Source organism: Burkholderia sp. Bp9031, assembly GCF_003857965.1.
GTDB lineage: Bacteria > Pseudomonadota > Gammaproteobacteria > Burkholderiales > Burkholderiaceae > Burkholderia > Burkholderia ambifaria_A.
The window spans coordinates 370322-383153 of record NZ_QTPW01000002.1 but is presented as its reverse complement, the minus strand read 5'-3'; the positions used below and the strand labels follow the sequence as shown (position 1 = coordinate 383153).

General features: G+C 67.3%; 10 protein-coding genes. 5 read left to right on the top strand and 5 right to left on the bottom strand.

All coding sequences use genetic code 11. The features are described 5' to 3' along the window. Positions 1–269: 269 nt before the first annotated feature. Positions 270–1178: a LysR substrate-binding domain-containing protein gene (locus DIE15_RS04915; RefSeq protein WP_124832524.1), complete on the bottom strand. Its 909-nt coding sequence runs from the start codon at positions 1176–1178 to the stop codon at positions 270–272. Positions 1179–1286: 108 nt separating this feature from the next. Between DIE15_RS04915 and DIE15_RS04910 the strand changes: the two genes are divergently transcribed. After that, positions 1287–2369 (top strand): tartrate dehydrogenase, encoded by a 1083-nt coding sequence (locus DIE15_RS04910; protein WP_057925778.1) that lies wholly within the window; start codon positions 1287–1289, stop codon positions 2367–2369. 195 nt (positions 2370–2564) lie between these two features. Continuing rightward, on the top strand, positions 2565–3875 hold the full coding sequence (locus DIE15_RS04905) for an MFS transporter (protein WP_057925777.1): 1311 nt from the start codon (positions 2565–2567) through the stop codon (positions 3873–3875). Between the two features lie 27 nt (positions 3876–3902). Here the strand turns inward: DIE15_RS04905 and DIE15_RS04900 are convergent, their stop codons facing one another. The 4 genes from DIE15_RS04900 to DIE15_RS04885 all read right to left on the bottom strand — a co-directional run bounded on the left by DIE15_RS04900 (position 3903) and on the right by DIE15_RS04885 (position 9023). Further along, entirely contained in the window at positions 3903–4400 is a 498-nt protein-coding gene (locus DIE15_RS04900; protein ID WP_124832523.1) for a shikimate kinase, read from the bottom strand. A 212-nt stretch (positions 4401–4612) separates the two neighbouring features. Then, a complete protein-coding gene (gene argG / locus DIE15_RS04895) occupies positions 4613–5950 on the bottom strand; it encodes an argininosuccinate synthase (protein ID WP_124832522.1) in 1338 nt (445 codons plus the stop codon). Positions 5951–6281: 331 nt separating this feature from the next. Beyond that, on the bottom strand, positions 6282–7349 hold the full coding sequence (locus DIE15_RS04890) for an FUSC family protein (RefSeq protein WP_057925774.1): 1068 nt from the start codon (positions 7347–7349) through the stop codon (positions 6282–6284). Between the two features lie 141 nt (positions 7350–7490). Next, positions 7491–9023: a diguanylate cyclase gene (locus DIE15_RS04885; RefSeq protein WP_057925773.1), complete on the bottom strand. Its 1533-nt coding sequence runs from the start codon at positions 9021–9023 to the stop codon at positions 7491–7493. A 583-nt stretch (positions 9024–9606) separates the two neighbouring features. On the opposite strand from DIE15_RS04885, the gene DIE15_RS04880 reads away from it, so the two are divergent. The 3 genes from DIE15_RS04880 (at position 9607) to DIE15_RS04870 (ending at position 12832) form a co-directional block, all read left to right on the top strand. Beyond that, positions 9607–11148: an amino acid permease gene (locus tag DIE15_RS04880; protein ID WP_124832521.1), complete on the top strand. Its 1542-nt coding sequence runs from the start codon at positions 9607–9609 to the stop codon at positions 11146–11148. A gap of 264 nt (positions 11149–11412) precedes the next feature. Beyond that, entirely contained in the window at positions 11413–11658 is a 246-nt protein-coding gene (locus DIE15_RS04875) for a DUF3717 domain-containing protein (protein ID WP_044848083.1), read from the top strand. Between the two features lie 256 nt (positions 11659–11914). After that, positions 11915–12832: a LysR family transcriptional regulator gene (locus tag DIE15_RS04870; protein ID WP_012365478.1), complete on the top strand. Its 918-nt coding sequence runs from the start codon at positions 11915–11917 to the stop codon at positions 12830–12832.

The window sequence follows — 12832 nt, the reverse complement described above, 5'->3', positions numbered from 1 at the left end:
GGGGATCGACGCATTGTATTCGGTTCGGCGCGCGGGATCCGCGCAGCCGCGCCGGGGCCGTTCTGGTATAAGCACGAAAGGCCGCACGGGCACGCCGTCCGGCCCGTGGTACGGGAGAAAATGCAAATATTCTGGCGTTCTTTGTGAAAAATCGCCGAAATATTGGCATTGTGCCGATCGGCCGATTCAGTGCCGGACGCGGTTTGCACGGGACGCGCGGTGTCACTTCGCCCTGCAGTACGCATTGGGGCTCATCCGCCCACACCGCGTCACCCGCCCAGTTCCCCGGCGAGAAAATCCACGAACGCACGTATGCGCGCGGACATCTGATGCCGCTGCGCATACACCGCGTAGATATCCGCGCTCGGCGTCTCGTAGTCGGGCAGCACGACGACGAGGCGCCCGTCGGCCAGGTAGTCGCGGATATCCCACTCGGCACGCATCAGGATCCCGTGCCCGTCGAGCGCCCACTTCACCGCGATCTCGCCGTCGTTCGTCGTGAGATTGCCGTTGATCCGCACGGCTTCCGTGTTGCGCGTCGCGCCGCGTCCGCTCGTCAGCCGCCAGATCCCGTAGCCTTCGTCGCCCTGGCGAATGCCGATGCAGTTGTGCCGCGTCAGCTCGTGCGGCGTGCCGGGCGTCCCGTGCCGCGCGAGATAGGCGGGCGCCGCGCACAGCAGCCGGCGGTTCGCTGCGAGCCGCCGCGCGACCACGCGCGTGTCGGGCGGCTCGCCGAAGCGGACGCACACGTCGAACGCGTCGTCGGTGAGCGGCGGCGGCATCACCGACAGCTGCAACTGCACCGACACCTCCGGATAGCGCGCGACAAAGCGCGAGATCGCCGAGCCGACGTGGCTGCGCCCGAAGCCGAGCGTCGCGTTCACGCGCAGCAGTCCCTTCGGCCGCTGCTTGGCGCTGCCGAGCAGTTCGCCCAGCTCGTCCATCTGATCGAGGATCCGGCGCGCGTAGTCGAGATACACGTCGCCCTCGGGCGTCAGCATCATGCGCCGCGTCGTGCGGTTGACGAGCGTCACGCCCGCGCGGCGCTCCATCTGCGTGAGCCGCTTGCTGACGGCCGCCGCGGTCAGCCCGAGTTCGCGCGCGGCCGCGCTCAGGCTGCCGGATGCGGCCAGCGTCGAGAAGAAGCCGAGATCGGCCGGCTGGACGGGATCCGCCATGACGGGATTCATGAATTGAAGTTAAAGATGCTTTGAGTCTAGCACCGGTTCCCGCACTTCTGGTTCGGTAAAGTGCCTGCACGCTTACGATCAATCGAGGATGTGCGCATGAAGACCTACCGTATCGCAACGATTCCCGGCGACGGGATCGGCAAGGAAGTGGTGCCTGCGGCCAAGCAGGTGCTGGAAGCGCTGGCCCGCGGCAGCGACCGCTTCGCGTTCGAGTTCGAGGATTTCGACTGGGGCGCCGATTACTACCGCCGGCACGGTGCGATGATGCCGGCCGACGGCCTCGACGCGCTGCGCGGCAAGGACGCGATCCTGTTCGGCTCGGCGGGCGACCCCGACGTGCCCGACCACGTGACGCTGTGGGGCCTGCGCCTGAAGATCTGCCAGGGCTTCGACCAGTACGCTAACGTGCGCCCGACGCGCATCCTGCCCGGCATCGACGCGCCGCTGAAGCGCTGCGGGCCGGACGACCTGAACTGGGTGATCGTGCGCGAGAACTCGGAGGGCGAATACGCGGGCGTCGGCGGCCGCGTGCACCAGGGTCATCCGATCGAGGCCGCGACCGACGTGTCGATCCTCACGCGTGCCGGCGTCGAACGTATCATGCGCTTCGCGTTCCGGCTCGCGCAGTCGCGTCCGCGCAAGCTGCTGACCGTCATCACGAAGAGCAACGCGCAGCGTCACGCGATGGTGATGTGGGACGAGATCGCGAAGCAGGTCGCGCAGGAATTCCCCGACGTCACCTGGGACAAGGAACTCGTCGACGCCGCGACCGCGCGCATGGTGAACCGCCCGGCGTCGCTCGACACGATCGTCGCGACCAACCTGCATGCGGACATCCTCAGCGATCTCGCCGCCGCGCTCGCCGGCAGCCTCGGCATCGCGCCGACCGGCAACATCGATCCCGAGCGCCGCTATCCGTCGATGTTCGAGCCGATCCACGGCTCCGCGTTCGACATCATGGGCAAGGGCCTCGCGAATCCGGTCGGCACGTTCTGGTCGGTCGTGATGCTGCTCGAGCATCTCGGCGAGACGGACGCCGCCGCACGCGTGATGCAGGCGATCGAGGCCGTCACGGCCGACCCGTCGCTGCATACGCGCGACCTCGGCGGCAGCGCGACGACCGCGCAGGTGACGGCCGCCGTCTGCGAACGCGTCGCGAACGCGGCGGTCGCGGCCTGACGGCAACGAGGGCGGTGACGGCCGCGCGCGTGCGCAGTCGTTCACCGTCGATATACCGCACCTCGGCATTTCCCGCCCGCGACTCGCGCGTTCGACGCGAGCCGGGCGCCGGCACGCACGTTTCGTCGTGATGCCGGCCGACACCCACCGGGCACGCGCGGACAGCGCACGGCTCGACCTCGAAGGAGGAGACACATGCAAGTGGATCTGGAAACCCGCGTCGCGCGGAAACTGATGTGGCGCATCATTCCGTTTGTGATGCTGCTTTACTTCGTCAGCTTTCTCGATCGCGTCAACGTCGGCTTCGCGGCGATGACGATGAACAAGGCGATCGGCCTGTCGCCGACCGCGTTCGGGTTCGGCGGCGGCCTGTTCTTCATCGGCTACTTTCTGTTCGAAGTGCCGAGCAACCTGATTCTCCATCGTGTCGGCGCCCGCATCTGGATCGCGCGCGTGATGATCACGTGGGGCATCGTGTCGGCGGCGTCCGCGTTCGCGGCCGGGCCGACGAGCTTCTACGTGCTGCGCTTCCTGCTCGGCATGGCGGAAGCCGGATTCTTCCCCGGCATCATCCTGTACCTGAGCCTGTGGTTTCCCGCGAAGCAGCGCGCGGTGGCCGCCGCGTGGTTCATGGCCGCCGCGCCGATCTCGACGGCGATCGGCTCGCCGCTGTCGGGCGCGATCATGCAGATGCCGCCGATGTTCGGGCTTGCCGACTGGCAGATGCTGTATATCGTCGAGGCGCTGCCCGCGGTCCTGCTCGGCTTCGTCGTGCTGAAGTGCCTGACCGATGCGCCGTCGAAGGCCGCGTGGCTGAAGGCGGACGAGCGCGACTGGCTGATCGCGAAGCTGAAGTCCGAGGCCGACGCGCGGCACACGCATGCGGGGCATACGGCGGGCGCGTGGCAGGCGCTGCGCGACCCGCGCGTGCTGGCGCTCGCGCTGATCTACTTCGGCACGTCGGCAGGGCTCTATACGCTCGGCCTGTGGGCGCCGCTGATGGTCAGGCAGTTCGGATTCAGCGCGCTGCAGACGGGCCTGCTGACCGGCATCCCGAGCATCGCCGCGGTCGTCGCGATGATCGTCTGGGCGCGGCATTCGGATCGCACCGGCGAGCGCACGTGGCACGTCGTGATTCCGTGCGTGCTGGCCTGCATCGGCTTCGTGTTCGCGGGGCAGGCGAGCACCGCGCTCCTGACCGTGCTCGCGCTGGTCGTCGTCAACATCGGGATCAGTGCCGCGAAGGCGCCGCTATGGGCGATGCCGAGCGCATTCCTGTCGGGCGCCGGCGCGGCCGCGGGGATCGCGATGATCAATTCGATCGGCAACCTCGGCGGTTTCGTCGGGCCGTTCGCGATCGGCTGGCTCAAGCATGCGACGGGCGGGTATGCGGCCGGGCTGTACGTGGTGGCGGGCACGCTCGCGGTATCGGCGATCGTCACGCTGATGCTGAGCCGCAAGGGGGCGCGCGAGCAGGTCGTGTCGGGGGTGCGGCAGCATCATTGAAGGCGGCGCGCGGCCAAGGCCGCGGTGTCAACGTGAGGGAAGCGCCGCGCGGCGTACGATTTCCGCCGCGCACGCATCGGCCGACGCCTTCGACGTATCGACGAAGCAATCGCTGAACGCGCGCGCCGCATACCCTTCCCGGTACATCTCGGCGACACGTTGCCGCTCCCAGTCCATCAGCGCGCGCGTGCCGCGATCCGACGCCGCGACCGCTTCGGGCGGCGCGAGCGTTGCGACGAACAGCCGCGCGTCGCGCGCATCGCAGGCCGCGCGCAGCCGGTCGAATTCCGCTGCGCCGATCGGATAGGCGATCACCAGATAACGCTCGCTCGCGTTCGCGATCTGCATGACGAGGCGCTCCAGCGCGATCGTCCATTGCACGTCGAACGGGGCGTCTTCGGGCGCGTCGTGATCGTCGCCGTCGATGAAGCGGGCATCGGGCAGCACGCGGGCGAGTGCGCGACCGATCGTCGTCTTGCCGCTGTTGATTGGGCCGTTCACGTGAATGACGGTGACGGAAGTCATGAGCCGGGTCGGACGTCGAGCGACTCGCAGCTTGCCATGATTGCCGCAGCGTTGCAGCGCCGTTTGCGCGCGACGCGGCGTGATGCGATAGCGGGGGAAAGCAGGAAGGGGGAAGCGCAGGGGGAACGGCAGGCCGTGCACGCAACGTCGCATACACGGCCTGCCCGGCCGGGGCGCGTATCGGCTACGCGCCCCGGCTCGAACGAAACGGCTTACTGCTCGCCGTCGCCCTTGATCTGCGGCAGCGCCGACGATTCACCCGGCGTCAGCAGGCCGACTTGCGAATACACGCGCAGCTTGTCGCGCGTATCGGTGATGTCGAGGTTGCGCATCGTCAGCTGGCCGATCCGGTCGCGCGGCGAGAACGTCGAAGCCACCTTCTCCATCGACAGGCGTTCCGGCTGGTACGTGAGGTTCGGCGACTTCGTGCTCAGGATCGAGTAGTCGTTGCCGCGGCGCAGTTCGATCTTCACTTCGCCGGTGATCGCGCGTGCGACCCAGCGCTGCGCCGTTTCGCGCAGCATGATCGCCTGCGGGTCGAACCAGCGGCCCTGGTACAGCAGGCGGCCGAGACGGCGGCCGTTCTCGCGGTATTGCTCGATCGTGTCTTCGTTGTGGATGCCGGTGACGAGACGCTCGTACGCGATGTACAGCAGCGCGAGGCCCGGGGCTTCATAGATGCCGCGGCTCTTCGCCTCGATGATGCGGTTCTCGATCTGGTCGCTCATGCCGAGGCCGTGGCGGCCGCCGATGCGGTTCGCTTCGAGCAGCAATTCGACCGGGTCCTTGAACTCGACGCCGTTCAGCGCGACCGGCTGGCCGGCTTCGAAGCGCACCGTCACTTCCTCGGCGGCGATCTTCACGTCGTCGCGCCAGAACGCGACGCCCATGATCGGGTTCACGATCTTGATGCCGCTTTCGAGGCTTTCGAGATCCTTTGCTTCGTGCGTCGCGCCGAGCAGGTTCGAGTCGGTCGAATACGCCTTCTCGGCCGACATCTTGTACGCGAAACCGGCCTGGTTCATGAATTCCGACATTTCGGCACGGCCGCCGAGTTCGTCGATGAACGTCTGGTCGAGCCACGGCTTGTAGATCTTCAGATCCGGGTTCACGAGCAGGCCGTAGCGGTAGAAACGCTCGATGTCGTTGCCCTTGTACGTGCTGCCGTCGCCCCAGATGTTGACGCCGTCTTCCTTCATCGCGGCGACGAGCATCGTGCCCGTCACGGCGCGGCCGATCGGCGTCGTGTTGAAGTACGTGACGCCGGCCGTCGTGATGTGGAACGCGCCGCTTTGCAGCGCGGCGATGCCTTCGGCGACGAGCTGCGCGCGGCAGTCGATCAGGCGGGCGCCGGCTGCGCCGTATTCGATCGCGCGTTTCGGGATCGCGTCGTAATCGTCTTCGTCGGGCTGGCCGAGGTTCGCCGTGTATGCGTACGGGACGGCGCCCTTCAGTTTCATCCAGTGCAGCGCGGCGCTGGTGTCCAGGCCGCCGGAGAAGGCGATACCGACCTTCTGGCCGGTCGGGAGGCTTTCGAGAATCGTGCTCATAGGAAGAATTACCGTGGATTGAAGCCGGTGAGATCGTATTTCGCGGAATATGCGAGTATCGGCTGTCCGGGAAGTTGGGGCAAGACCTGATTTTCGTGCCAATGCGTCGTCGGGCCTGTCGCGGCGGGCCTGGCGGGCGGTTAACCGGCCGGAGAATCCGCCGCGAACCGGCCCCGAAAGGCGGTCGAAACCGGCGGGAACGCGCCGGCAAGCCACCCCTGTTTCCAGGGCCGGATCGGCCGCGAGGCGCGGCCGACCTCGTCAGAATGCCGGCTGGCCTATTCGAAAGGAATATGAAATATTTCCCGGCCTCTTCCGGAATCGCAGACTTTCAGATATTCCACGCCTGCGCGGTATCGAGCAGTTTCTCGCGCAACTGATCCACTTCGCCGGCCAGCTTGGCCGTGATCGACACGTAGCCCGACCACTGCGGCGGCGCGTCGTGCGGCGGCTCGGCCGGCCGGCGGCGCGGCGCGAGCCGGCTCGGCGTGCCGAACTTGAGCGCGCGGCTCGCACCGACGAGCGTGTCGCGGATGCGACGGTTCACGGCCTTCATCCCGGTTCGCATGTATTCGCGGGCGGCGAGGTCGTCACGGGCGGGCACCGTGCTCGACAGGATCTCCAGGTAGCCGATGCACAGGCGCAGGCTGCGCTGGATCGCCTCGAGATGGGTGACCGAGATCTCGCATTCCTTCGACACCGACGGCATCAGCGAACGCAGCTGCACCAGCAGCGCGCTCAGCGCGGCCATTTCCTTCAGGTGCGCGTCGTCGCTCACGTGGCGGTCGCCCGCGAGCCGCGCGTGCACGGCCGCGCACGCGCGCAGCGCGTCGGCGAGCTTGTAGCGCCACGAGTAGGTCGCATAGAGCGGCAGCGCGAACGAGAACGCCAGCGCGATCGCAATCCCGGTCAGCACGTTCACCGCGCGCCACAGGCCATCGACGATCTCGTTGTCGCCGTGTCCGGCGACGATCACCATCGTGATCGCCGACAGCAGCGCGATGTAGCCGGCCTTGCCGATCGCGTGATACGCGCAGAACCCGCACGCGACTGCCATCAGCAGATAGATCGCGAGCGGCGCGTGCAGGACGGAATACAGCAGGATCAGCCCGAGCCCCGCGAGCGCGCCGATCGACGTGCCGAGCGCGCGCTCGGCCGCCTTCTTGCGGATGTTGCCGTGGTGCTGCAGCCCGCCGACGACGATCAGCACGGTGATCGTCGACCATTCGCCGTGCGGCACGCGCAGGCCGGTGGACAAGCCGATCGACACGAGGATCGCGAGCGCGACGCGCGCCGCATGGATCAGCTTCGCGTGCCGGTAGCGGCGGTACGGGTCCAGCAGTGGACGGAGCGCGTGGCGCAGGAGCGGTGGCAGTCGGGCAGGGAGCTGGGCGGTCATGACGAAGCGGGGATGGCCGGAATTCGCGCGGGCGGCCTGCGCGGGCCGGCGCCGCGCCGCACGCGCAGCTGACGTAACGCTAGCCGAACGCGCGCGGGCTGTCCACGCCGAGGCGAGGCGGCGCGGCCGCCTGCCGCCGCGTCACGCGTCGGCCGGGCTCGCCTCGGCGTTCGACACGCGATTGCGGCCGCCCGACTTCGCGCGGTACAGCGCCTCGTCGGCCAGCCGCAGCAGCGTCGCGGCGTTCACGCGCCCGCCGGCGGCGGTCGCGGTGCCGATGCTCGCCGTCACGTGCCCGTACGGGCTGCGGTCGTGCGCGATGGCGAGCCCGGCGATCGCGCGGCGGATCGCTTCGGCGACGGTCGCCGCACCGCGCGCATCGGTATCGGGCAGCGTGACGACGAATTCCTCGCCGCCGTAGCGCGCGACGTGGTCGCTGTCGCGGCGCAGGCAGCGCGACGCGGCTTGCGCGACGCGGCGCAGCACGTCGTCGCCGGCGAGGTGGCCGTAGTAGTCGTTGAACGCCTTGAAATGATCGACGTCGACGAACAGCACCGACAGCGGGCGGCCGCTGCGCGACGCGCGCTGAGCTTCCTTCGCGAGCACCGCGTCGAACGTACCGCGGTTGTCGAGGCCGGTCAGCGAATCGGTGTACGCGAGCTGGTACAGCTTCGACTCGGCGACTTGCCGGCGCTTGAGTTCGCGCGACAGCGCGAGCGACCCTCCGGCGACGAATGCGGTAAACAGGCCCATCAGCACGACGGTCCAGATCGTGCGATTGCGCCACGACGCGTAGATGTCGATCTCGGCGGGTGCGACGTCGACGACGAGCGGCAGATTCGCGAGATGCTTGTAAACATAGATGCGGCGCACGCCGTCGATCGCGCCGACGCCCGTCAGCACGCCTTCGCTGCGGCGCTGCGCCTCGATGAAGAGCGGGGCGTCGTGAAGGTCGAGGCCGACCACGCGCGCATCGTACGGCAGGCGGGACACGAGCGTGCCGTTGTCCTCGACGACCGCCGCGCTGCCGTGCTTGCCGACCGCGAGGCCGTCGAGCAGCGCGCGGAAGTAGTCGATGCTGAGCGTCCCCACGACGATTCCGCCGAAGCGGCCGTCGGCCAGCGTGATCCGGCGGCTGAGCGCGATCGTCAGCGCACCGCCGCGCAGCCGGGACGCATAGGGCCGGCTGATATAGAGACCCTGCACGAGCCGGTTGCGATGCACGGTGAAATACTCGCGATCGGCGAAATTGCCTTGCCGCGGTGGCGATTCGGCCGAATCGATCACGATATTGCCGTGCGGATCCATCACGAAAATGGCGCCGAGATACGCGCCGGTCGCGGCGCGGTCGAACAGCAGCCGGTGACGCTGGCGCGGCGGCAATGCCATCAGTTCAGGATCGGCGAGACCGTCGACGACGTTTTGCAGCGACAGATCATACAGTTCGATATTGCGGGAAATATCGCGCTCGATCAGCAGCATCAGGTTGCGTGCATTTTCGACCGCGTGGTCATGCGCGTCGTGGCGTGCCTCGATCAAAAGCGACGTGGAGAGCCCCCAACTGAACAGAAGCAGCACGATACCCGCGACGAGCACGCCGCGGGGCGACAGAATGCGTGCCACGGCCGATGCCGTATGGCGGCGCAACGCAGCGAGCAGCGGGTGTGGCTTCATCCTCGGGGGTGGCGGGGCGGCGGATATTCGCGTCGTCGGCGGTTCCGACGCGCTGATTATTTCGAATTAATCGGCATTATCTCGCGAATTCCCGAATTTGGCCGCGAGATGCAAAACATGCATGCACACGTGGCGATTCGGAACGATTACGCCTCGTTACCATATATGCTCGATTTGATTTGAATCAATTATGGGGCTGCTTTTGTCTGATCATTACCGTATATGGCGATCGATCTGTGGTTTTAATGCGGCATTGCCGGAACGATTGCGTATCGGCTGACCGGGTATCGCGGAATGGCCGTGCTGCGTTCATGTCTTTTTGACGCGGTGCCCGGCTGTGCCGGCATGTCGCTGCCCCATGCCGCATCCAACTCGTTGATTCTGCGGGGTCCGTCCGCGTTGGCGCGGGCGTTCGGACCGGCGCTGCCCCCATGGCGAATCAGGTAGAATCCGCGCTTCGCCGCTGGCGCCCGGCGCGCAACGCGTATCGGGGCCGCATCGAATGCATCGCAGGTGGCGCACCGCGCCCCGATTCCGCATGCGCCGGCTCCGGATGCCGGCCCGCTCAACGTTCGTCTCGTTTATGTCCGCAATTCCGAATTCCGACCCACCCGGTTCGTCCGCGAACCCACCCAAGCTTCATCGCGCGCTCAAGGCGCGCCACCTGACGATGATCGCCATCGGCGGCTCGATCGGCACGGGCCTGTTCGTCGCGTCCGGCGCGTCGATTTCCCAGGCCGGCCCCGGCGGCGCGATGGTCGCGTACATGCTGATCGGCCTGATGGTCTACTTCCTGATGACGAGCCTCGGCGAAATGGCCGCGTTCATGCCGGTATCGGGCTCGTTCGCGACCTACGGCGCGAAATACGTCGACGAAGGCTTCGGCTTCGCGCTCGGCTGGAACTACTGGTACAACTGGGCCGTGACGATCGCGGTCGAGCTCGTCGCCGCGCAGCTCGTGATGCACTACTGGTTCCCGAACGTGCCGGGCGTGTGGTGGAGCGCCGCGTTCCTCGGCGTGATGTTCCTGCTCAACGCGCTGACCGTGCGCGGCTTTGGCGAGGCCGAATACTGGTTCGCGCTGATCAAGGTCGTTACCGTGCTCGCATTCATCGGCGTTGGCCTGCTGATGATCTTCGGCATTCTGAAGGGCGCGCCGGGCAACGGCTGGGGCAACCTGACGATCGGCGACGCGCCGTTCGCGGGCGGCCTGCCGGCGCTGATGGGCGTCGCGATGATCGCGGGCTTCTCGTTCCAGGGCACCGAGCTGATCGGCGTCGCGGCCGGCGAGTCGGAGAACCCGCGCACGACGATCCCGCGCGCGGTGCGTCAGGTGTTCTGGCGCATTCTGCTGTTCTACGTGCTGGCGATCTTCGTGATCGGCGTGCTGATTCCCTATACCGACCCGAGCCTGTTGAAGAGCGATGTGACCGACATCGGCGTGAGCCCGTTTACGCTCGTGTTCCGCCACGCGGGCCTCGCGTTCGCGGCCGGCGTGATGAACGCGGTGATCCTGACGGCCGTGCTGTCGGCCGGCAATTCGGGCATGTACGCGTCGACACGGATGCTCTACAACCTCGCGACGGAAGGCCGCGCGCCGAAGCTGTTCGCGAAGCTCTCGCCGGGCGGCGTGCCGCGCAACGCGCTGTACGCGACGACGGCTGTCGGCGCGCTGTGCTTCTTCACGTCGCTGTATGGCGACAAGACGGTGTACCTGTGGCTGCTGAACACGTCGGGCATGACCGGCTTCATCGCGTGGCTCGGCATCGCGATCAGCCACTACCGGTTCCGCAAGGGCTACGTGACGCAGGGCTACGCGATCGACCAGTTGCCGTACCAGTCGAAGTGGTTCCCGTTCGGCCCGATCTTCGCGTTCGTGCTGTGCCTCGTGATCGCGCTGGGGCAGGACTATCAGGCGTTCCTCGCGAACCGGATCGACTGGGCGGGCGTGGCCGCGACCTACGTCGGCATTCCGCTGTTCCTCGTCGTGTGGCTCGGCTACCGGTTCCTGAACAAGAGCCGCTTCGTGCGCTACGAGGACATGGAAATCAAGCCGTGGGTCGCCGCGAACCGCGGCGCGCAGACGCAGATGCAGCGCGTGGCGAACCGCGAAACCGCGGGCTGATACCGGTGCGGCCGGCCGCCGCGTGATGCGCAGCGAAAACGGGAAGCCCGCGGGCTTCCCGTTTTTTTTGTCGGCTTTGCCCTGCACGGGGTCAAAGCCGGTTATATTTCCCGACCCTACCGGGCCACGGCCCGGCCGGCGCGACGAGCGCGGCGCGGATCGGGCATCCGGCGCGCGCCTGTTGCGGCGGCCGGCGGCGCCCGGCGTTTCCATCGTTCCGCCGCGGCCGGCACGGCCCGCGGCGCGCGCAACCCAGAGGAATCCATGAGCGCATCACCCGCCGAGCGGAAGGCCGGACCCGTTTCCATCGTGCGAATCGAAGCCGCGATCAACGCGTGGCGCGAAGTGTATCCGCCGGCGCCGGACGGCGAGGACGGCTATGCGCTCGACGCCGGCAGCAACTGCCTGGCCGAGCTGTACGGCACGATGATCTGCTATCGGCTGCCGGACGTGCCGCTCGATTCGCTGAGCGACGCGCAGCGCGATGCGCTGTACGCAACCGAGGCATGACGCGCGGTCGAGGCGATGCCGCGATGCGGCGTCGATGAAGAAACGGGAAGCCTGTCGGCTTCCCGTTTTGCTTTGCGCGGTACCGGACGCGGACCCGGACGCGCGACGCTGCTCGCGCCGGTATCGGCGCCGGCTGAGGTATCGTCATGGGAGCGGGGCAGGCGATCACGGGGCGACCACAGCGTGGGCGACCGGCGCGGGACGTGTCCGCGCAGGGCCGAATGAACGTCCGCTGCCTGTCCGGGAGGGTTCGAAAATGGAGTTGAGACACCTCCGCTACTTCGTCGCGGTTGCCGAGGAGCGGAATTTCACGCGCGCGGCCGAGCGCCTGCACATTGCGCAGCCGCCGCTCAGCCGGCAGATCCAGCAGCTCGAGGAGGCGCTCGGCGTGCCGCTGTTCGAGCGCAACGCGCGGCCGTTGAAGCTGACCGACGCGGGGCGGTTCTTCTATTCGCACGCGGTGCAGTTGCTCGCGCAGACGACCGAGCTCGAATCGATGACGAAGCGGGTCGGCAAGATCGAGCGCAGCATGTCGGTCGGTTTCGTCGGCTCGACGCTGTACGGGATGCTGCCGAAGATCATCCGGCGCTTTCGCAGCGAGTATCCGGCTGTCGAGCTGAGCCTGCACGAGATGTCGACGATGGACCAGATCAAGGCGCTGAAGGAAGGGCGCATCGACGTCGGGTTCGGGCGCATCCGTCACGAGGATCCGAGCGTGCGGCGCGTCGTGCTGCGCGAGGAACGGATGATCGTCGCGCTGCCGGTCGGTCATGTGCTCGACGGCGCGAAGCCCGTGCTGTCGTTGCACGATCTCGTCAACGATACGCTGATCATCTTCCCGAAGGCGCCGCGGCCGAGCTATGCGGACCAGGTGCTCGCGGCATTCCACGACCGCGCGCTGCAGCCGCGACGCATCTACGAGACGCGCGAGTTGCAGATCGCGCTCGGGCTCGTCGCGATGGGCGAGGGTGTGTCGGTCGTGCCGCACAGCGTGTACGGCCTGAAGCGCGATGACATCAGCTACAAGCCGCTCGACGACCCGAACCTCGTGTCGCCGATCATCATGAGCATGCGGATGCTCGACGAATCGGAGGACATCCGTGCGATGCAGGCGCTGATCTACCGGCTCTACGACGAGTCGCAGATGGAGTATCTGCCGCCACAGCCCGAATGA